Below are 22,792 nucleotides of genomic sequence, written 5' to 3' on the forward strand. Positions count from 1 at the left end.
AGCAGTTAAAGTGGCTGCGACTGTTACGGCATCACAGTTTTGTGTCGTGTCAGCAGGCAGCGATTCCACAAATACCGGTGAAATCGTATCCTGTATAGTTACTACCTGCGTGTGTGAAGTTTTGTTTCCGCAGTTGTCGGTAGCTGTCCACTTTCTGGTGATGGTGTAACTGTTATCACAAAGGCTATCAGAGTAGACTTCACTAAAATCAATATCCACTTCAGTATCAAAATTGTCAGTGGCAGTTAAGGTTACTGCATCTGTTACAGCATCACAGCTTTGTAATGTGTTGCTCGGTGGTGTTTCGGTAAAAACGGGGGGGATAGTATCAATTCCGGAACCGCTTACTGAAAATATAAACGGATTGTTTTCAGGAACATTATTTTCAATTTTTAAAGAAGCAGAGAATGAACGAATAGTATCTGGTGTGAATGTAATTTCAAAAGTAGACGTGTCGTTTGCGACAATACTTTTTGCCGGGTACTTAGATACTGAAAAACAGAGGCTGTCGCTACCAATAATTTTGATTAAAGAAGTCCCCGTTAATTGAAGCGGACCGGTGCCGGAATTTTTTATCAAAAAAGAGAAAGTTTTTGGAGTATTGACTAAAATACTTTCGAAATTTGTTCCATTTAAAGTATTGGTTGTGTTATCTCCGTTAGTTATTTCTGTTGAATTTCCAAAAAAGCTGATTTCCGGCCGGGCCGTTTTAAAACTTACATCTTCACCATATATTTTTCCGATGGTATTTTCTGCAACAATTCTATAGTGGTAGGTTTCATCGGCATCAAGCCCCGAAATTATCTCTGCAATTTCAATTTCCCCAAAACCGGAAACCGGACTTTGCAAAGCAATTATAGTATTCCCGTAACTTTCGGTTTTTCCATATTCAAAAGTGATAGATGTTGCATAACCATTGGGATTTACGGTTCCGTTTAATGTAATATTCTCGGCGGTAATATCGGTGGCCGGTTTTGTGACGGCACCCGGAATAGAACCCTCGATACCGAAAGCTCCAATTGTTGGGGGCTCGGTACGTAATACGCCACGTTGGTCATACGCCACATTGTCATCAGTGATACCAGCACCCGCAGCAAAACTGCTGTCGGAAAGGGTCAGCGTGAATGTTGCCCCTCCGTTGTCGGTTAAAACAGAATCCAAGCCTAACTTTTGGTTGTTTAATTTTTCTGTTCCCTTTTTCCATATCGTTCCCTGGTGATAAATATTTTCGTTGGAAGACAGTGTAAATTTTGGAGAGGAAGAAGATGGATAATAATCCTGACTTCCTATAATATTGTAACCATTGTCAGTTAACTCACCATATTTCCCATAATAGTCATCCTTTCTCCCTGTTTCAGAATAGTTATTGGCCAATATCGTGTTTTGAATAGTTAGTTCGCTGCTGGAATTATCCTGGTAAATACCGCTTCCTGAAGTTGCCTTATTCCTGCTGATGGTATTGAATGACAGTTTTCGTATTCTGTACCTGTTGTAGATTCCTCCACCCAAATTGGCTGTATTTTCAACAATGGTATTGTTGCTCGAATTTGTAATCGTACTGTTATTGTAAATTCCTCCACCATAGCCCGATGCTTCATTCTTATTTATAGTGGTGTTGTAAATATACAAATTGGAAGAATTATAAATCCCTGCTCCATAACTGGATGAATTATTACTTACTGAGCTATTGATTATATAAAGATAATCTCGGTTAAATATCCCGCCGCCTACGGAACTGGCTGTGTTTCCAACAACTTTGCAATTTTCAAGAATTAAATCACTGTTTGCATATATTCCACCACCATTTTGTGTTGATTTGGAATTGGAAACAGTTACATTCTTAAGGGTGGTTTTACCACTATAAATATACATTGCCCCTCCGTTGTTGACTGAACCTCCCGTAATTGTCATGTTTTTTATGGTGCAGGTGGTACGAACATAGAATGCTCTCCAGGTTGACACCCCGGGTTCGGGAACAGTTATGGTTATATTTGTTCCGCTTCCTGAGCGGTTTCTTCCTTCAAAAGTAACGGCTTTTCTAAGTTCAATTTGTTCACTTAATACGATTGTGTCTTTTCCTTCCGGCAAGTTGAAACAAATGGTTTTTGCCCCGGATCTTGCTTCCTCAATTGCCTGGTTCAACGATCCTGCTCCTGAGTTATTATTATTTGTGACGCATCGGGTTGATATTGCCGGATTACCACTTGCTGAGTCGCAATTGTAAACCAGTTTCCCGGTGTAATGCGCTATAACATGTGCCTTGTAATTAACAGCTGTATCAAGACCTGTTACGATAAAAGTAGTATCAGCGCCATCGTACACGGCATACCATCCGGAGTTTTCAATTTGATCTCCCTGTAGGAATTGTGTGTTGGAAAGATAGCTTTTATTGTTTTCAGGGGAAGCAAATCTGGTTGTGTCGGCACTTAGGAAAACAAGAAATTGGTCGCCTTCACCCGGAGACCACGAAATACGCATGGTACTATCGGTACTTTCTGAAAAAGTTACGTTGTTTGCTGGGGGGTAAGGCGCGTAATTTCGATCGTTCTGACACTCATAGGCGCCCATATCTACACGTAATGAATTTCCCTGATAAATACGGGGATTCCCTTTCAGGTCTGTTTCAGGCAGGTTCAAACCGGTGGTGTCGGGCGTGCCGGTATCAACACACCACGAATATTTTGTCGGGTTTAAATCGTCGTTATCTGCATCTGTCCAGAAAGGATCTTTGTCTATGTTGTTGCCGTCATCGGTACCATAATCAGAGTCCCAGTTATCGCTACCTCCGCTTCCTTCTATGTTGCTATACGATACACTGAATTCATTCGAATTGTTTTTGTAAATATCACGCCCTGAGGTTGATGAAAAAGAGTTTGCATAGAAAATGGAATTTATAATTGTGGTATTGTAGCTATCAAGCGTACTATTACCTGAAAAGTTATTGTAAAATGTACTGTTAATAATTTTTAAATTGGAATTTGAACCAATGCTATAAACAGCACTCGCTTTATAAGCTTTGTTTTCTGTAAAAAGGCAATTTCGCATTACCATTTTAGCAGAGTCAGAATATTCCGAAATATTGGCAACAGCCCCGCCATAGTATTTGTAGCTAGTTGTGGTTGTGCTATTTTGAATGAAAATGCAGTTTTCCAACACCATTTTGGTAGCAGTAATATCCCTTCGTCTTGTATTGTATTGACAAACAGCCCCTCCTTGTTCTGCTGTATTTTCTTTGAACGTGCAGTTTCTTATTATAAAAGTACCGCTTCCATTGTATTTGTATATTCCACCGCCACCATAATCATTAGAATAGTTGTTTACACCGGAACGAATAGTAAACCCATCTATAGTACAGGCAGAGATATTGTTCATATATACGACAGATCGCGTTCCTCCTGTAAGAATAACCTGATGCTCGTCCCAATCTCTCTGTTTTGGGACAGTTTCTGTTCCTTCAAAACCCCCAAGCAGTGTTATTCCGTCGCTAAGAGAAAAATTCCTGTAAGTAGCAGTGCCGTCCGGTGAATAAGTCCCCTCTGCCACCCAAATGGTATCGCCGGGCACTACATAAGTTAAAGCGATGGTAAGACTTGTAAAAGCATTAATCCACGATTTGCCATTAGCAGCTCCCCCCGCATCATGTTTTACGTAAAAACGGCTGTCTCTGGGAATATTTACATATCCCTGCCATGCCAAAAACGGATATTCGTCATTTTCAGTTTTGTTAATTCCCCAATAATCATTGTTGCCATTAGCTGTTTCATTTAAAAAGTCCCATCCGGCGCGGAGGTAGATTGCCGACTCTTGCATTTCGTCTGTTGTTTTGCCTGTAGCACTTCCTCCATCATAGCTTTTACCTGAAGTTGTTTTGTCGAAAAAACAATTATATTGTTCTCCGTAGAAGCCACTACTTCCGATAAACCCCTGGGTTGTTGAATTATAACTATTGCTACCTAATACATAACCTACGGAATAACAGTTGTACAATGTGTCTGTAGAACCAGATCCGCAAAAGCCGCCAATATAAGCATTGTTGTAGGAGGTTCCTGAATTTAGATTTCCGGTGGCATAACAGTTTTTTGCTAGGTTCCCGCTATTCATCCGGCCGACAAATCCGCCTGCATAGCTTAATTTCGTTTCATCTGTAATAATATCTCCAGATGCAAAGCAGAAAGAAATATTACAATCTTTGCTATAACCGATAAATCCTCCCGACGTAGATGACGATGGTCGAATGTTTCCGGTTGCGGAACTATTGGTAATTTTTCCTTCTAAAACATGTCCAATAAGTCCTCCTATATAACTATAACCTGAAACAATTGCAGATGAATGGCAATCGTGTATTGTATCAGCTGTGCTATAGCCAATCAACCCTCCGGCACCTTCACTATAATAACTGCGCGATACGTTCTCAATATATCCGTTAGTGGAGCATCGATTATAAGCAGAGTTAACGGAATACCCTGCCACCCCGCCGGATGTACAATTGTTGTTGATACTGTCGTTTGATATAACAATATCGGTAAAAGTACTTGCATTGGCATATCCGGTTAAGCCCCCTGAATAAACCTCAACATTAATTATGGTCAGGCTATCCAGGCGGATGTTGTAAACTTTAGCGGAATCAGTATAAGAAAAAAGCCCTGCATATTGTGTTGGATTACTCTCAATAGTAAGATTACTTATTGTAAAACCGTTGCCATCGTATGTTCCTTTAAACGGGTTATTATTACCACCAATGGGCAGCCAGTTAGGGTAAACACTCAGATCGATATCAGCAACCTGGCGATAGTGAGCCTTCAAGTCGTTGCGCACATTGTAAAGTTGAAGGGGGGTAGCAATCAGGTAGGGGTTACCTTTGGAGCCATCGCCACCAGCAAAGAGAAGCGTGTCCGCAGAATTGGTGGATCCCTCAAACTGAAGAAAGGGATAGCCGTTGTTTTCGTCTCCGTTTATTCCCCATATAGAATCAAAGTTCCATTTGTAACTTAGGAACGTAGATTTTGTAGTCATAAATTTGGTACTGAGGCCAATGCCCTGAACGACTTCGGTGTTGTTACCTAATTCGGTGTCCCAAAAACAAGCTGTTAAACTATCAGAAGAATTATATCCATAAAAATTTCCTGTCGCAACAGACATGGCTGCGTAACAATTAGTCAGAGAGGATTTACTTCCAGCATTAAATCCATAGGAGTTTCTGTCGCTGTCTTCGGTAAAACTGCCGGTCACATAACAATTACTGACGGCTGAGTTATTTAAACTACCACAAAAACCTACCCCATCTTTGGAAGAACTGGTTATTTCAGCCTTAACACAACTTTCGTTTATATTTGAGTAATATAACGAATAAGCGAAACCCGCTGCATACCTTGAGATAACCGTTCCTTTAAACGATGTTTGTTTTACATTGAGGTATCTCGCAGAAGAAATTACTCCACCGGTATAGGAGTACGGATAAAAAGTATTATTTACTGTTCCGGCTATATTACAATTGGATATTTCGGCATACTGTCCATTTGTTCCCAGCACGTATCCTGCCAATCCTCCTGTGTAAAGGCTATTACTTGATTGGTAATGACTGGACATATCAATCTCAATATTGGTGAGTTTAATGTTTTTTAAAGTGGCAGCCCCTGCATACCCAAACAGCCCAAAATATTCGGTTTGTCTGTCATCGCTAACGCTAATCATTAAACTATCGATTGTATATCCGTTTCCGTTGTAAGTCCCGTTAAAAATATAGTCTTCGTTACCAATGGGCAGCCAACCGCCTTCCTGGTTAAAAGGAAAAACATTAAGATTGATGTCGGCGGTTTGGATAAAATGGGCATCGGGATAATGATATACATTATGCAATTGCTGTGCCGTTGCCACTTGATAAGGATTTGCCACAGAACCATCACCCCCGGCAAAATATTCAGTCGGTGTTTTTACATCTTGTTGCCATGAGAGGTAAGGATAGCCGTTGTTGTTTTTGTTGATGGTCCAGGTGGCATTTCCGGTGTCGTCAATATCCCAGTTGGAATAAGTGTCAACCATTTTCATTTCAGGTGAGCTTTTCCCTGCCAAAACCGAAAATGTGAGGGCTTCATCGTAATAATAGTTAATTCTTGTATTCTGATTAAATGAATATGTGCCCGTTAAATATGTTTTTGTTCCCCCAAAAAGATTTGAATAGCAATTCTCAAAAGTATTATCATGTGCGGCAGAGGATGCCGGGCTTACCAATCCGCCGGTCAAACATACCCCCGTGGCATAACAATCAACCACAGTGTTATCATCCATATAACCAGCCAATCCTCCGTAAGATGCTGAACTGTTAGAAGATACTCTGGCATAACATGCTCTAATGGCAGAACTTCTGATCTGGCCAAATAACCCGCCGGTATATTCACTATCGGAATTTAAAATTACATTGGCCGAACTTTGAAAAACTCCCTCGTATTTGGAATAGTAATAGCCTGCCAATCCACCGGTATATTTTTCCCCGGTTAACTCACCTGATACCTGACAATTTGTAATATCCACTCCATCGGCACGTCCGCATAATATTCCCACATATTGATACCCTGTAACTTTACACCCGGTTACTTTTAAGTTTTTAAGTATTCCTGTATCATCTCCGATAAAATAGTAATTTCCGAAGAGACCGATATTATTCTCGTTGGGGCGGTTAATAAATAAGCTGTCAATTGAGTATCCCTGTCCGTTGTATGAACCACAAAATTTGTCGTTTGAATCTCCGATTGGTTCCCATCCTTTTCCACTATTCCATGAATTTGTTGATGAAGCATCTATGTTGGCAGTTTGGATATAATTGGCATTCAAAAATTTCCGCACATTGTTTAAATGCCACAGATTTTGTACTTGGTACGGATTTTCTTCGGAACCATTGCCCCCGGCAAAAAAAGCTCTCCCGGTGTTAAAAGTAAAGGGGTTTTCTGAGGTGGTTGTTTTCAGATATACTTCGTTTCCCGGTTCCCCCATGTATTCGAATGCCTGTATTGTGTAACCGGTATTTTTTTTTAAGCCTGCAATTGTTACATCCACATCTATGCCGTTGTAAATGCAAAACCATCCATCGCCCAATTGGGTGCCGTTGCGAAAATCTGTATCTCCCGTATAAGTTGTATTATCATCGGGGATGATGTTTCCTGATGATGTTTCTTTCATAAAAACAACTACCTTTTCCCCATCACCCCTGAGCAGGTTAATCGTAAAAATTAAACTATCATCGGTTTCAACCGAAATTCCGGTCTGAATTTCCGGTGCCGTTTGCAGGTCTTCCGTATAACTTAAAAATGGGTAGCCGTTATTTGTTTCACTGTCCATTTCCCAGTAATCGTTGCTTCCATTGGCTGTTTCGCCGGCAAAGTCCCATCCTGCATCTGTAAAATTCGACTTTGTTTTCATCTCTGTTGTTGTCAGGGCTATAACCCCAGTAGTAACTCCTCCGCCAATCCCCGTGCTCCATCCTACCATATTTCTGTCGTAAAAGTTATTGCTTACCAGGGTAGAATAATTTTCGTAAATAAAACCATATTTGTCAGATGTGTAAGTATAAGTTAACCTCCCCGAACAGTAACAATTTGCAACACTGCTACCTGCCCCATTATAGCCAATAAAACTACTAACAGCCCTCACATTGCTTCCAGAGATTTTTCCTGTCGAATAACAGTTGGTTATAACATTATTCTTGGCATAAGCAATAAAACCCCCTCCATAGGACCTATGTGATGTACCTACTTCAGATGTGCTGTAACAGTTGTCAATAGTACTGGATGAAACGGATCCTGCAAATCCCCCCAAATACATCGTACCCCTGGAGGAAGGGGAAACTTTCCCTTTACTATGGCATCTTATTAATGTTGAAGATGTTATTGATGAGGCCAATCCTCCTAAATAGACACTACTACTGGATGATTCATTTGAACTGTTGAAGTTACATTCGCTGTAACAATTCACCAATGATGAATTATAGATTGTCCCTAGTAATCCTCCCCCACTGCTGCCTAATATTGAACCTGTAGAATAGCATTTATAAACATGGCATCCGGTTATCTGTGAAGCTAAAGAGCCACATGCTCTTCCTTCAATATCCACATTTGTCAGTCCAATCCGGCTGAATGATGCATTTTCTGCCTGGCCAAATAAACCACTGTAGTAGGTTTGATTACTTATGCTTAAGTTATTGATGGTATAATCCTGTCCGTCGTATGTCCCCGTAAAATACCGGTCGGAATTGCCGATTGGGGTAAAGCCATTTGTCCAATTTTGGGTAGAAGAGGCATCGATATTTGAATTTTGTATATAGTTTTTGTCCCACTGGTCATAATTTTGTGAAATCCAGTACAGGTTTTCCAGCGACGCAATCTGGTAAGGATTGTTCGTTGAACCGTCTCCTAACGGCGCTATTGCTGTTTGGGCAAAAGTATTACATTGAATAATCAAAAAGAAAACGATGAATTGGAGATAGTATAATTTCATTATTCCGATTTTGGTTTTGTAGACTATAAAAAAGGTTTGCTTTTAACAGAATTAAAGATGAAACAAGCTAGAATTGTATGCAAATTTTGTGTGTCTCACTAAATATTTAAACATGTCTCAATAATCGTAGCTGGTATTTAAAATTGTTGATTATCATGGTTTTATGTGGTGGCGGTGGGTGTTGTCTTTAAAATTGTTGATTACTTAAGTAAAACCTTTTTATTTTTATGTAGAGTTCTATGAACAAATTTTACATTTTTGTTAGCACACTAAAAAGCAAGATAAATTAGAATGAATTCCGTAGTTGCTGTTTTTTTTATGATTTTGCTGGTACTGTATTTCTCTTTTACGGTACTTCTTTTTACGGTTGGCAGAATACAAAAAAAGAAAGGGCTGTTTTATTTATACTTATCTTTTTTTTTCCGGGGATTACTTTCTGTCGGTCCGGCTCTACTTATGTTTCATGCCGATATATCGTGGACCGCATATTTGACAGGGCCTTTGCGTGTATCTTTAATACCGCTTACATATTTATATCTTGAAAAATTGTCGGAACAAGATAAAAGGATTGGAAAAAAAGACTTATGGCATTTTATCCCTTTATTTGTAAATATTGTTCTCGCATTGATTTTGGTTCCCGGGCATGCTTCTGATATTGTAGGACAGAGTGATGAGACCTTAAAATCTTCTGTTCGGATGATATGGGAAGATAGTCCCCGCCATAATATTTTGGCCGTTACATGTCGTGTCTTTTTGTTTTTACAAGCTTTTATCTATCCTTTTTTAATTTACAGATTATATAAAAGTTACATAAAAACGATTAAAAAGAATTCTTCGTTACTGAAGAACACAAATGCTGTATGGATTAGATGGGTGGTATTCATGATGCCTTTCGAAGTTTTTTTTGAAGGATTTGGCTTGTTGGGAATTTATAGCTCGTCTATCGTACTCGTACTGTTTTATATTTTTCTCATTTTTTATGCATTTTTCTTTTTTATCCATGCACTGCAGCAAGGCGAGTTATCTACTTCTTTTTCTCAGCAAGGGAGTAGTGTTATGGATAAAGGTGATATCCAATTTGTTAAGACTTCAGCAAAAGAGGACGAATTCAATGAAATTTTAGAAAAATTTTTGGAAAACGAGTTTTATTTAAACCCGGAACTTTCGTTCAAGGATTTGGCCGATAGCCTGAATATTTCAAAAAATAAACTCTCTCAAATTATAAGAGAACAAGGTTCTGAAAATTTTTACATGTTTGTAAACTATTTTCGAATAGAAAGAAGTAAGCAGCTGTTGACAGAACTTCCTGACAATTATGTTATAGAATCAGTCATTTCTAAATCAGGATTTAAAGCCCGTTCCACATTTTACCGTGTTTTTAAAGAGATTGCCGGGGAGACACCTACAAATTATCTGGAAAAGGTTAATAAGAAAACACAGCGTAGATAATATTTTAAACTCTTATTTTTATTGAGGAATTGTTTTTTTAACAATGTAGATTTCAAAAATTTTTACCGGAGAATATTTAAAGGCTTGTCAATAAACCGTAAAATAATTCACATCGACATGGATGCGTTTTATGCATCTGTTGAACAGCGGGATAACCCGGAGCTGAAAGGAAAACCCGTGGCAGTTGGTGGATCGAGCGACAGGGGAGTAGTGGCGGCAGCCAGTTATGAAGCCCGAAAATATGGAGTTCGATCAGCGTTATCTTCCCGGGTGGCCAAAAGGAAATGTCCTGATCTTATTTTTGTAAAACCACGTTTCCATCGGTATAAAGAAGTTTCCAATCAGATTCGGGAGATTTTTTTTGAATATACTGATTTGGTAGAACCACTTTCGCTCGACGAGGCTTATCTGGATGTTACTTATGCCAAAAAGGGAAAACCATCGGCAACACTTATCGCCAAGGAAATAAAGCAACGAATTCTGGAAGAAACACAGTTAATCGCTTCCGCCGGAGTTTCATATAATAAATTCCTTGCAAAAGTAGCCTCCGATGTAAATAAACCCAACGGGCTTTTTGTGGTTACGCCAAAAGATGCACAGGCTTTTATTGATGATTTGGAGGTGCGCAAATTCTTCGGGATAGGAAAAGTTACAGCGGCAAAACTTAATAATATGGGTATTTGGTTTGGCCGTGATCTCAAAAGAATTGACCGACTGGAACTGACGCGTTTATTTGGTAAAGCCGGAAATTACTATTATGAAATTTGCAGGGGAGAGGACCATCGACAAGTGCAGCCTTCAAGAGAAAGAAAATCGGTTGGTGCCGAGCAAACTTTTTTCACCGATTTGTTTGAAGATGAAGAGTTGGAAACCGAAATGCTAAAAATTGCCGATATTTTGTGGGGACGTTATGAACGAACAAAAGCCAAAGCAAAAACATTAACACTTAAATACAAATATTCCGATTTTGAACAACACACCAGGAGTCACACGGTTCAGGACTATTTTGTATCCAAAGAGCAGTTAGTAACGGAAAGTGACCAGCTTTTATTTTCGGGCGAGAATTTTGAAAAAGGAATACGTTTAATGGGTTTAACGCTCTCAAATTTTATCGATGAGCAGATTTCAAAACCAGTTCAGTTAACTATTAAATTTTAGAAAGGAATTTTGCCCCGTTTATTTGGGGAAGGAATTTTTAGTCGTAATTTAATGCCAAAAATAGATGTTCATGAAACGATTTAAACGCTTTTTAGGAATTTTGTTCCTATTGCTCATTGTAGTTTATCTTTTAGGCCCCAAACCTCCAAAGCCGGACCTAAACAAAAATTTACCCTCGATTTCTGCAAGCTTGTCAACCGTTGATGATTATGTAAGAAAAAATGATGAAGGACTTACATTAAAACCGGATAATGAATCCCGCATATTCTGGGCAAACGACTCTGCCCGTGAGAGAACTGAATATGCAGTACTGTATCTTCATGGTTTTTCAGCATCGTGGTATGAAGGTTACCCAACTCATGTAAATTTTGCAAAACATTTTGGTTTTAATTTATACATTCCACGTCTTGCTTCGCATGGTATTGAAACAGAAGATCCTTTGATTGATATGACTCCTGTTCGGATTTGGGAGTCAGCGAAAAATGCATTGATGGTGGCGCGGAGTATTGGGAAAAAGGTGATAATAATGAGCACTTCAACAGGTGGAACATTGGCTTTGAAGTTAGCGGCTGATTTTCCTGAATATGTTGAAGGCTTAATTCTCTATTCTCCCAACATCAGGATAAATAATAATGCTGCATTTATTTTGTCAAAACCCTGGGGGCTGCAAATAGGAAGAAAAGTTAATGAAGGAAAATACAGGGTTACAAATCAGGATTTTGGTTCAAAAGAATGTCAGTACTGGGATTGCAGATACAGAGTGGAAGCATTGGTCTATTTGCAACAATTGGTAGAAGCAACCATGAAAAAGGAAACCTATAAAAATGTTACGGCTCCTGTCTTTCTGGGATACTATTATAAGGATGAAAATAATCAGGATAAAACAGTTAAGGTAAGCGCAATGTTAAAGATGTTCGAACAGCTGGGAACTACTGCGGATAGAAAAGTCAGGAAGGCTTTTCCTGAGGCAGGTGATCATGTTATTGCTTGCGAGCTGAGTTCAGGATGTGTTAACGAAGTTTTGAACGAAACCATCGCGTTTGGAGACGAAATTATGAATTTGAAATAAAAAGAGAAGCCTTGCTCAACAGCAAGGCTTACAAACTAAACCATTAATTGCATCTACTTCAACAAGTAGAATGTCTTATTCACTTAATAATCATATTTTATACAGATATACTTCTGTTTTCTCTAATTCTTCGAATAAAATTATGAATGCTGCTGGAAGAAGATTTTTGTTTTTACAGATATTGTACCGATTTAACATATTGGTAATATTAAGTTTCTGATATTGTATAAGTTACGTTTTGGTGGAGGGGGTTTGTTGAATCATTTTATTGTAAAATAAGCCTCTGGTAATGAGATTGATATATGTTTGAGTAAAATATTATAACGCTGTTCTTAACGTGAAATGAGCTAATAAGCCTTCCAAAATTGAATTTGATTATAAAAAGAGTTTTAAGATATAGGATTGTAGAAATTTGTTTATAAAATAGATTTTAAATTTTTGTAGGCAATTTTCGAAAAAATGGTAATTTCTTTGATTGCTACTGGTGTCGAAAAAAATACATAAAATTGTTATCAGGGGGGGTAGGAGAAAGGGGGACTTGAAAATTTTTATCTATTTTAGAGAAACGACCTGAATAGAATGGGGTGCCAGAGAAAAAAATGTCTTTTTGTAAAAAAGATGTTGAAATGCCATTAAAAATTTTATTTTGTATTGTTTGTGTTATTAATGATGGAAAAGTGTCAATAAATATTTTGAAATATTAACAAAGTGATTATTTTTGGCGAGAAATTAAATTTGATAAAATAAATTTTAAATAGCATGTGTGGAATAATAGGTGCGTTTGATTTAAAAACTGACGCTCAGACTTTGAGACCAAGTGTTTTGGAGATGTCAAAAAAAGTTCGTCATCGCGGACCCGATTGGTCAGGTATTTATTGCGGAGATAAAGCGATAATTGCGCATGAGAGACTTTCCATTGTTGATCCCGAATCGGGAGGACAACCATTGTATAGTAAGGATGGAAAGTTAATTTTAGGAGTAAATGGCGAAATCTATAATCACCGCGAGATTCGTAGAAAATATGAGGGGAAATATGATTTTCTTACTGGTTCTGATTGTGAGGTGATTCTGGCTTTGTATCGGGATAAAAAGGAAAAATTTTTGGATGAAATGAATGGGATTTTTGCTTTTGCTTTATACGATGAAGAAGAGGATGCTTATTTGATTGCCCGCGACCATATTGGAATTATTCCGCTGTATATGGGGTGGGATAAATTTGGTAATTTTTATGTTGGCTCCGAATTAAAATCGTTAGAAGGGTATTGCACCAAAATTCAGGAATTTCCACCAGCACATTATTTATACAGTAAAGATGGAGAAGTGAAGCGTTGGTACAACAGGGAGTGGACAGAATATGAAAATGTAAAAGATAATCCGGCAGATATAGGTGAGCTTGCCAAGTCGCTTGAGGATGCAGTTCATCGTCAGTTGATGTCTGATGTTCCATACGGAGTTCTGCTTTCGGGTGGTCTGGATTCTTCAATAACATCGGCTTTAGCAAAAAAATATTCAGGTAAGAGAGTTGAAGATGGTGATGAAAAAGATGCATGGTGGCCTCAGTTACATTCGTTTGTAATTGGCTTGGAAGGTTCACCGGATCTTGAGGCAGCAAAAAAAGTTGCTGATTATATTGGTACTGTTCATCACGAAATTCATTATACGATTCAGGAAGGTTTGGATGCTATTCGGGATGTGATTTATCATATTGAAACCTATGATGTTACAACGGTGCGTGCATCAACTCCAATGTACATGCTTGCGCGTGTAATCAAATCGATGGGGATAAAAATGGTACTTACCGGCGAAGGAGCAGATGAGATTTTTGGTGGCTATCTGTATTTTCACAAAGCACCAAATGCAGAAGAATTTCACAATGAAAGTGTGAGGAAAGTAAGCAGGTTGCATCAATATGATTGTTTGCGCGCAAATAAATCCCTGGCCGCTTGGGGAGTTGAAGGTCGTGTGCCTTTTTTGGATAAGGAGTTTATTGATGTGGCAATGCGTTTTAATCCGGAGCAAAAAATGGCAAAGGATGGTAAAATGGAAAAATGGTGTCTGAGGAAAGGTTTTGAAAATATTTTGCCGGAAAGTGTTGCGTGGAGACAAAAGGAACAATTCTCAGATGGCGTTGGATATGGATGGATTGATACACTGAAAAAGATTGCAGGCGAGCAGGTTACAAATGAAATGATGGCCAATGCGAAGTATCGCTTTCCTGTGAATACACCAATGAATAAAGAAGAGTATATGTATCGATCAATTTTTAGCGAACATTTTCCGTCGGATCAGGCGGCATCGTGTGTTCCTTCCGTTCCATCAATTGCGTGCAGTACTGAAACTGCCTTGCTTTGGGATGCAGCTTTTCAGGGAAATGCGGATCCTTCAGGCCGGGCTGTAAGTAATGTTCATTCAAAAGGAGCATTATTTGACGATATTAAAAAATAGGATGAAATAGTTTAAATGTATAACTGCCGTCTGTTTTTCAGACGGCAGTTTTTTTACATATCTCCAGGAAATTTTCTATCAGGTCGTGGTTGTAATACTCCGGGTGAAATTGACAAGTGTACCATTGATACTTTTTGTGTCTCATTAGTTGGTTTTTACATGTTTTTGAAGTAGCCAATAAGTCAAAGTTATCCGGTAGTGTTACGGAATCGTTGTGCATTTGTTTTACTTTTAGTTCACCCGGGAGGTTGATGAGCAGCTCGTCCTCTTTGATAATTTTGACTAAAAAGTCACCTGATTCCGGTTCTTTGCTTCTTAATATTTTTGCGCCATTCATAAAAGCTGTAATGTGATGTCCGGCGCAAATACCCAGTATGGGCTGTTTGTAACTTTTTAGCCATTCAAAATAGGGAAGATGGTGTTCAACAATGTCATTTCCTTGTGGTGATCCTGAAATAATAACTCCTTTTGTTTTTTTGAGATTAAAGTTTATACAATCCTTGTATTCTATCGTTACAGTATTCAGACCTGCTTTCTGAACAATTTTTTCCAGTGGGACTGTGAATTCTCTGATTCCCGGTTCAGCACTGTTTACAATTAAAATATTTTTTAAATTATTCATTTCAACTACAAATTAAGAACGAGAAGAGAAATTATTCAAATCTTATTCAAAAAAAACTCATTTATCAATTTTAATTGGTTTTAAGTTATATTTTAGTTGTTTGAAAGACAAATAGAAAGGGTTCGTATAGAAAGTATAAAATAACAAAATAATAATTATTATGAAAAAAATTTGGATTTTGGTTTTAGGAAGTGTGATTTTTGCCTGCACTCAACAAAAAGGTTTTGAGATAACAGTGGATATTAACGGTGCGGAAGGCCAAATGCTGTTGGAACAACGTGGAACAGATGCCTGGATTTCTGTTGATACAGCAAATGTTGTTAACGGAGTGGCTGTGTTGAAGGGGGAAGTGGAGCGACCAGGAGATTATTACCTGTCATTTTTGGGACAAAGAAATAAGATGTTGATTTTTGTTGAGAATTCTAAAATGACAGTAACTGGGGCGGTTGATTCATTGGATAATGTTCAGGTGACCGGTTCAAAAACGCATGATGAGTATAAAGAAATAGATAAGCAGATAAAGGAGCTTTCTAATGAATACATGGCTCTTTATCAGCAGTCACGGGAATCGTTGATGCAGCGAGATACTGCAAAAGCTGAAGAATTGATGGATAAGGTAAATGAGATTTATGAAAGAGCAAATCAAATGCAGGATGATTTTATTAAAAATAATCCGGGTTCATATGTAACACCGTATTTTATCTCAAATGTTCAGTATTCGAAAGACTTGGATGAGTTGGTTGAGATGGTTGAGGTGTTGGATCCAAAGCTGGACTCAGTGCCAAGTATTATTGGTCTTAAGGAGCGGATAGAAAAACTAAAAACGGTTGCTGTTGGTCAGATCGCACCTGATTTTACTCAAAATGATCCGGAAGGAAATCCAGTGCGCTTTTCTGATGTATATTCGCAAAATGAATTGACACTTCTTGATTTTTGGGCTGCGTGGTGTGGTCCGTGCAGGGCCGAAAATCCCAATGTGGTTTCAGTGTACAACTCATATAAAGATAAAGGTTTTAATGTCTTCGGAGTTTCGCTGGACAGAACAAAGGAGGACTGGCAGAAAGCTATCAAAGACGACGATTTGACCTGGCAGCATGTTTCTGATTTGTCATACTGGCAAAATTCAGCTGCGCAATTATATGCTGTGAATTCAATTCCATCTAGTTTATTGGTCGACAAGAATGGAAAGATAATTGCAAAAAATAAGAGGGGAGACGAACTGAGGAAAGTTGTTGCTGATTTTTTAGAGCAGTAAGACAGAAAATTAAAGAATTATATACAAGCAGAAGCATAGATTGTTTCTGCTTTTTTGTCAATAACATCCTTTTGGTCTATGGTAAATCTGATTTTTTCAAAATAACCAGTAGTCCCAGGCTTGCCTTTTTGTTTTTATCCGGAACGATTCTGGATTAAAAAGATAAGATTACTCTTCTGTTTTTTCCACATACAATTGAGTTGCTTCAACTTTTGTGATAATTATTTTTTCATCTCTGTCAATAAAACCGTTTTCTGCAATTGCATCGTAGACTTCATTGTCAACAAGAACTTTACCTCCCGGGCGTAAAACTGTTTTTGAAGTACCTGTTTTTCCTTTTAAGGCGAGAAACGAGTTTTCAACACTGAGGTATCCTTCGCTTTTGTTTTGAACCGTTTTTAATGCCATATTTTTAAACGGGCCTGAATTTGCTGAAAATATTCTGTTTCCAAGATAAAGTGCCAGAACAAAACCACCAAAAATTCCAAGCACAACCGTTGTTACTGCTATTCCGACTCCGCGCAATTCAACATGTTCAAATTCAAAATTTACATTGTCGATAAGGCTCAGTACTAATCCAACAAAAATAAATAGAACTCCAAGTATGCCGGCGACTCCAAAGCCTGGAATTATAAATATTTCCACGGCAACCAAAATTATTCCCAAAATAAAAACCACAATTTCCCAATTGGCAGCTAATCCTTCGAGATACAGAGGAGCAAAATAGGCCACAGCAGCCAGGATGGCAACTCCGAGCGGAAATCCGATTCCCGGTGATTGCATTTCAAAATAAATTCCTCCGATGATTGCCATTATTAAAATACCTGAAATAACAGGGTGGACGAGCCAACCAATGATTCTCTCAATCCAGCTAGGCTCATATTTGACAATATTGTATTCTTTTATACCAATCTGGTTTAACACATCTTCTATGGTTTCTGCAGTTCCTTCACAATAGCCATTTTCAATTGCTTCGGTTGGTGTAAAAGTTAATACTTTGCCGGTATCAATTAGTCCTTCTATAAATACTCTGTCGTCAACCATGGCTTCTGCAATTTTAGGATCACGTCGCCACTGGTAAATTGTGTCGCCACTCGAAATAATTGTATCTTTTCCGTGTGCTTCTGCGGTTGCGCGCATTGTTGAACGCATGTAACTCTGATATTTGTCGGGCATGGCTTGACCGGTTTGATTGACAACGGTTGCTGCACCAATGCTTCCTCCCGGTCGCATGTATATGCTGTCACAGGCAATTGAAATCAATGCGCCGGCAGATGCTGCATTGTTATCGATAAAAACAAAAACAGGAATTTTGCTTTGTAGAATTTTTGTCCGGATTGAATCTGCATCTAGAACTGTTCCTCCGTATGTATTCATGTGAATTAGAAAAAGATCGGCGTCCAGAGTGTCTGCAGCCCGAAATGCTTGCTGTGTTTGTCTCCAGGTGGCTTTTGTTATCTCCTGATTGATGCTGAAAACATAAACTAGTTTCTCGTTTTCTTCCTGTCCCAAAGCAGGAAAGCAAGAAAAGAAAGCAACAAGTAGAATAATATTTTTTAGGTGTTTCATTTGTTATTTCGAAAAATTATTGTTCTGCTTTTAATATTGGCTCGACAACATATTTATTAGTATGCAATTTCAGAAATATTTTTAATTGCTAAAAGTAATTGAACTATTAATTGTATCTGTTCATTTTATTTGGATTGATTCGTGTTTACCGATTTTATCTTCAGCGGATTGTTTATTAAAGTTGGTTAAATCTCAATTTATCAAAAAATCATATTCATCTAATTTGTTAAATTTGCATGGTTATTAAATAAAACTGATAAAACACAGAATTGAAAAGCTTCTCTTAAGTTGTTCATAGTTAGGAAGCTATGTTGTGTTTTTTTTTAAGGAAAAATAATTAGATAATCGAATGAAATTAAATGCTTTAACGGCCATTTCTCCGGTTGACGGAAGATACAACAGCAAGGTTGAAAATCTTTGGAAATATTTTAGTGAATATGCCCTGATAAAATACAGGCTTTTTACCGAGGTTGAATATTTTGTCTCACTTTGTGAAATTCCGCTTCCACAGCTTGCAGATATCCCGCAGGAAAAGTTGAATAAATTGCGAGAACTTCATGAAAATTTCTCGGTAGAAGATGCACAGCGCATCAAAGACATTGAAAGTGTTACCAACCATGATGTTAAAGCTGTTGAGTATTTTATTAAAGAAGAGTTTGATAAGCTTGGTTTAGGAAAATATAAGGAATTTATACATTTTGCACTTACTTCGCAGGATGCGAACAATACCGCTATCCCTAAATCGATTCAGGATGCTTTGGAAAATGAATACTATCCCCTGTTGCAGGAATTGATAGAGAAACTGTTAACTCTTGCTATTGAATGGAAAAGTGTTCCGATGTTGGCAAAAACGCACGGTCAACCTGCTTCTCCAACAAAATTGGGAAAAGAAATCAGAGTTTTTATCGAGCGGATAATGGTGCAGCTGGTGCATCTGAAATCCATTTCAATTGATGCCAAGTTTGGTGGCGCTACGGGTAATTTTAACGCTCATTTTGTGGCTTATCCCGTTGTAAACTGGGAAGAGTTTGCAAATAACTTCTGTAAGGAAAAACTGGGCTTAAATCGTTCCCAGTTTACTACTCAGATTTCGCATTACGATAATCATAGCGCTATTTTTGACGCGTTGAAAAGAATAAATAATATTATCCTTGATTTAGATCGTGATATATGGACTTATGTTTCGATGAACTATTTCAAACAAAAAATTAAAAAAGGAGAAGTAGGTTCGTCAACTATGCCGCACAAAGTAAATCCCATTGACTTTGAAAACTCGGAAGGCAATATAGGAATTGCCAATGCGGGATTTGAGCAGTTGGCATCAAAACTTCCCGTTTCACGTTTGCAGCGCGATTTGACGGATTCAACAGTTACCCGTTTTATAGGTGTTCCGTTTGGTCATACGATTATTGCAATAAAATCTACTTTAAAAGGCTTAAATAAATTATTGCTGAATGAAACAGCCATCCAAAAAGATCTGGAAGATAACTGGGCCGTGGTCGCAGAAGCTATTCAAACCATTTTACGGCGTGAGTTTTTCCCAAATCCCTATGAAGCATTAAAGGATCTTACGCGCAAAAATGACATAATCAACAAAGAAGCAATTCACAATTTTGTTGATTCTCTTCCTGTTGATGAAAAAATAAAAACTGAACTGAAAAAAATTACTCCGCAAAATTATACCGGTATTTTTTAAAGTTCAACTTAAAGCTATTTAATGAAAGACTTTTTCAGACTGCTTCGTCGTTTTGTTCCACCATATAAATGGAAGCTGGTTTTAAATATTGTATATAACTTTTTTAGTGCCATTTTTGGGGCTTTCTCTTTTTTGTTACTTATACCTACGTTGCAAATTCTATTTGGTATAAAGGAATTGGTTACAGCGAAACCCGATTTCAGTTTAAGTATTAGCTCGGTTGCTGAATATGTGAATTATTATATTAGCGAGATAATTAAACAACATGGGCAGGAGAGAGCACTGATTTTTATCGGAGTTTTTATCATTCTGAATGTGTTATTGAAGACCGGATTTTACTATCTGGCAAACTTTATGATTGTGGCCATCCGAAATGGTGTTGTGCGCGATATTCGTTCAATGATTTACCAAAAAATTATTTATCTCCCACTCGGATTTTTTTCGGAAGAAAAGAAAGGGGATATAATGGCGCGAATGACAAATGACGTAAACGAAGTGGAAAATTCAATTATGAATTCACTTGACATGATGATTAAAAATCCAATTCTGATTATCGTGTCGGTTGCAGTGATGATTTATATGAGCTGGAGTCTTACTTTGTTTGTATTTATTGTTTTTCCTGTAGTTGGTTATATTATTGGTGCTATTGGAAAAAGTTTGAAAAAGAAATCGCGAAAGGGACAAGATAAAATGGGGGAGATTTTATCGATTATTGAAGAAGATCTGTCGGGCTTGAGAGTCATAAAATCGTTTAATGCTGAGAAGAAAGCCACAGGCAGGTTTGAAAAAGAAAACCAGAATTACTTCCAAATTATGAACCAACTGATGTGGAGACGATTTTTAGCACATCCGGTAAGTGAGTTTTTGGGGACAACGTTGATTATTGTTGTATTGTGGTATGGAGGAAGACTCATTCTGAGTGGAAACAGTTCACTTGATGCCGCCAGATTTATAGGTTACCTTGTCTTTTTCTATAATATAATCAATCCAGGGAAAGCATTTTCGACAGCGCTATACAGTGTAGAAAAAGGTCTGGCGTCAATGGAGAGAATCGACCGTATTTTGCTGACAGAAACCAATATTGTTGAGAAAGTAGATGCAAAAGAAATAAATGAGTTCAACGAAAGCGTAAACTATAAGGATGTTTCGTTTTCGTATGGCGCTACACCTGTTTTAAAGAATGTTTCGCTTAAAATTGAAAAGGGAAAGACCATTGCCTTTGTAGGGAAATCGGGGGGGGGGAAAACTACTTTGGTTGACTTGCTTCCACGCTTTTGGGATGTTACAGAAGGTGCAATTGAAATTGACGGAATTGATTTACGTGATTTGAAAATCAGAAGCCTGCGAAATTTAATAGGAAACGTAAATCAGGAACCAATTCTTTTTAACGATACTTTTTTTAATAACATTGCTTTTGGAATGGAAAATCCCAAAACGGAAGATGTTATTCATGCAGCGAAAATTGCCAATGCTCATGATTTTATTATGGAGTATGAACAGGGTTATGACACTCCGATTGGTGACAGAGGAGATAAATTGTCTGGTGGCCAAAAGCAGCGGATTTCTATTGCGCGTGCGGTTCTGAATAACCCGCCCATACTGATCTTGGATGAAGCAACTTCCGCTCTTGATACGGAATCGGAACGACTGGTTCAGGATGCGCTTGGAAAATTGATGAAGAACAGAACTTCGCTGGTTATTGCTCACCGTCTTTCAACCATAAAAAATGCTGACCTTATTTGTGTTGTGCACAAAGGAAAAATTGTAGAAAAAGGGACACACGACGAACTTTTGAAACTAAACGGACACTACGAGAAGTTACATAAAATGCAGGTCTTTTAAAGTATTTGTTTTGTTAAAAATGGGCCAGAACATCAGCTAGGTGTATTGTTCTGATTGGCAGTTTTTGTTTTTTTATATAAGCTTCAATATTTAACAGACAGGAAGCTTCGGTTGAAACAATATATTCTGCACCTGTTCTTAACGCATTTTCAACTTTTTGTTCGGTCATTGCAGCTGATATGTCATGAAATTTAGCGGCAAAAGTTCCTCCAAAACCGCAGCATGTTGTTGTATCTTCCATTTCGATTAGTTCCAGCCCTTTTACATTTTTCAATAGCTTTCGCGGTTCCTCTTTGATTCCATACTCACGTAAACCGGCACAAGAGTCGTGAAACGTAACTTTGTGGTTAAATTCTGCCTGAAAATCAGTAATTCCCAAATGATTCGCAAGGAAATCAGAAAACTCAAAAATATGCGGAGCCAATTGTCTGTATTTGTTTAATTGATCTTCGTTTGTTAGCAGGCGTTCATAATAGTTTCTTATAAAACCGGTACACGACGCCGAAGGAGAAACAATTGTTTTGGCTTCGGAGAAATCGTTTAGAAATTTTACAGCCATTGTTTTGGCTTCTTTCCAATAGCCACTGTTAAATGCAGGTTGTCCGCAGCAAGTTTGTTCCGGATTATAATTTACTTCACATCCTGCCTTTTTTAATATGGCTATAAAATTTGCAGCTGTTTTGGGATAAAGCTGGTCAATAAAACAGGGAATAAAAGCATTAACCTCCATTAGGAATAAAATTTTAGTGAAAATATAAAAATGAAATGGTGTTAAAAAAGAAAAAGCCGTATTTCTACAGCTTTTTGCACGGGAGGAGAGACTCGAACTCCCGACACCTGGTTTTGGAGACCAGTGCTCTGCCAACTGAGCTACACCCGTGTTTCTTTTTGCGAGTGCAAATATAATAATTCAATTTATATTACCTAAACTTTTTTGCGCAGGAGAAGTGTGTATTTTCAGGTTTTACACACAAAAAGTTATTAACAATAAAAGAAATAAAAAATCCACCAGTTAAAACCGGTGGATTTTCTGCGGAGAGAGAGGGATTCGAACCCCCGGTACCTCTCGGTACAACGGTTTTCAAGACCGCCGCATTCGACCACTCTGCCATCTCTCCAGGCGCGACAAAAGTAGAATTTTTTTTGAATACACAAAAACCTTTTAGTTGAAAAATAACTTTTTTGATGAAAAAAAAAGAT

The 22,792-nt window shown here is 38.0% G+C and carries 11 protein-coding genes and 2 tRNA genes; 7 read left to right on the plus strand and 6 right to left on the minus strand.

From position 1 onward, the window contains the following. On the minus strand, positions 1–8,487 hold an 8,487-nt coding region (locus K5G00_RS24865), incomplete at its 3' end, for a GLUG motif-containing protein (protein ID WP_238769220.1). A gap of 291 nt (positions 8,488–8,778) precedes the next feature. Between K5G00_RS24865 and K5G00_RS24870 the strand changes: the two genes are divergently transcribed. From K5G00_RS24870 to asnB, 4 genes are all read left to right on the plus strand, one after another. Continuing rightward, positions 8,779–9,936, plus strand: a complete 1,158-nt coding sequence (locus K5G00_RS24870) for an AraC family transcriptional regulator (protein ID WP_238769221.1) — start codon at positions 8,779–8,781, stop codon at positions 9,934–9,936. An 84-nt stretch (positions 9,937–10,020) separates the two neighbouring features. Then, entirely contained in the window at positions 10,021–11,094 is a 1,074-nt protein-coding gene (gene dinB, locus K5G00_RS24875) for a DNA polymerase IV (protein WP_262921440.1), read from the plus strand. 70 nt (positions 11,095–11,164) lie between these two features. Continuing rightward, positions 11,165–12,163 carry an alpha/beta hydrolase gene (locus tag K5G00_RS24880; RefSeq protein ID WP_238769223.1) on the plus strand — a complete coding sequence of 333 codons (999 nt, stop codon included), beginning with the start codon at positions 11,165–11,167 and terminating at the stop codon, positions 12,161–12,163. 759 nt (positions 12,164–12,922) lie between these two features. Continuing rightward, positions 12,923–14,608 carry an asparagine synthase B gene (asnB, locus tag K5G00_RS24885; protein WP_238769224.1) on the plus strand — a complete coding sequence of 562 codons (1,686 nt, stop codon included), beginning with the start codon at positions 12,923–12,925 and terminating at the stop codon, positions 14,606–14,608. Positions 14,609–14,645: 37 nt separating this feature from the next. On the opposite strand, the gene K5G00_RS24890 is transcribed toward asnB, so the two are convergent. After that, positions 14,646–15,230, minus strand: coding sequence for a glutamine amidotransferase-related protein (locus K5G00_RS24890; protein WP_238769225.1), 585 nt, complete (start codon positions 15,228–15,230; stop codon positions 14,646–14,648). A 160-nt stretch (positions 15,231–15,390) separates the two neighbouring features. Here K5G00_RS24890 and K5G00_RS24895 point away from each other — a divergent pair, with 160 nt between their 5' ends. Then, positions 15,391–16,485, plus strand: coding sequence for a redoxin domain-containing protein (locus K5G00_RS24895; RefSeq protein ID WP_238769226.1), 1,095 nt, complete (start codon positions 15,391–15,393; stop codon positions 16,483–16,485). A 168-nt stretch (positions 16,486–16,653) separates the two neighbouring features. Here K5G00_RS24895 and K5G00_RS24900 read toward each other — a convergent pair whose 3' ends face one another. Next, positions 16,654–18,054, minus strand: coding sequence for an NfeD family protein (locus tag K5G00_RS24900; protein WP_238769227.1), 1,401 nt, complete (start codon positions 18,052–18,054; stop codon positions 16,654–16,656). 349 nt (positions 18,055–18,403) lie between these two features. Here K5G00_RS24900 and purB point away from each other — a divergent pair, with 349 nt between their 5' ends. Together purB and K5G00_RS24910 are read left to right on the plus strand one after the other, a co-directional pair. Further along, a complete protein-coding gene (purB, locus tag K5G00_RS24905) occupies positions 18,404–19,750 on the plus strand; it encodes an adenylosuccinate lyase (RefSeq protein ID WP_238769228.1) in 1,347 nt (448 codons plus the stop codon). Positions 19,751–19,771: 21 nt separating this feature from the next. After that, entirely contained in the window at positions 19,772–21,592 is a 1,821-nt protein-coding gene (locus K5G00_RS24910; protein ID WP_238769229.1) for an ABC transporter ATP-binding protein, read from the plus strand. Between the two features lie 13 nt (positions 21,593–21,605). Here K5G00_RS24910 and K5G00_RS24915 read toward each other — a convergent pair whose 3' ends face one another. The 3 genes from K5G00_RS24915 to K5G00_RS24925 form a co-directional block, all read right to left on the minus strand. Continuing rightward, positions 21,606–22,322 carry a (Fe-S)-binding protein gene (locus K5G00_RS24915; protein WP_238769230.1) on the minus strand — a complete coding sequence of 239 codons (717 nt, stop codon included), beginning with the start codon at positions 22,320–22,322 and terminating at the stop codon, positions 21,606–21,608. A gap of 77 nt (positions 22,323–22,399) precedes the next feature. Beyond that, positions 22,400–22,472: transfer RNA gene (locus tag K5G00_RS24920), tRNA-Trp, on the minus strand. A gap of 153 nt (positions 22,473–22,625) precedes the next feature. Continuing rightward, positions 22,626–22,710 (minus strand) — tRNA-Ser (locus K5G00_RS24925). Between the last annotated feature and the right edge of the window lie 82 nt (positions 22,711–22,792).

Origin of the sequence: Maribellus maritimus (assembly GCF_022267315.1) — a bacterium.
In the GTDB taxonomy this organism is placed as follows: Bacteria; Bacteroidota; Bacteroidia; order Bacteroidales; family Prolixibacteraceae; genus Draconibacterium; species Draconibacterium maritimum.

What these genes read in the sequence shown, in the direction of transcription:
- K5G00_RS24870 (WP_238769221.1), top strand. Translation starts at nt 8,779, where the DNA reads ATGAATTCCGTAGTTGCTGTTTTTTTTATGATTTTGCTGGTACTGTAT.
- K5G00_RS24880 (WP_238769223.1), top strand. Translation starts at nt 11,165, where the DNA reads ATGAAACGATTTAAACGCTTTTTAGGAATTTTGTTCCTATTGCTCATT.
- asnB (WP_238769224.1), top strand. Translation starts at nt 12,923, where the DNA reads ATGTGTGGAATAATAGGTGCGTTTGATTTAAAAACTGACGCTCAGACT.
- K5G00_RS24890 (WP_238769225.1), bottom strand. Translation starts at nt 15,230, where the DNA reads ATGAATAATTTAAAAAATATTTTAATTGTAAACAGTGCTGAACCGGGA.
- K5G00_RS24895 (WP_238769226.1), top strand. Translation starts at nt 15,391, where the DNA reads ATGAAAAAAATTTGGATTTTGGTTTTAGGAAGTGTGATTTTTGCCTGC.
- K5G00_RS24900 (WP_238769227.1), bottom strand. Translation starts at nt 18,054, where the DNA reads ATGAAACACCTAAAAAATATTATTCTACTTGTTGCTTTCTTTTCTTGC.
- purB (WP_238769228.1), top strand. Translation starts at nt 18,404, where the DNA reads ATGAAATTAAATGCTTTAACGGCCATTTCTCCGGTTGACGGAAGATAC.
- K5G00_RS24910 (WP_238769229.1), top strand. Translation starts at nt 19,772, where the DNA reads ATGAAAGACTTTTTCAGACTGCTTCGTCGTTTTGTTCCACCATATAAA.
- K5G00_RS24915 (WP_238769230.1), bottom strand. Translation starts at nt 22,322, where the DNA reads ATGGAGGTTAATGCTTTTATTCCCTGTTTTATTGACCAGCTTTATCCC.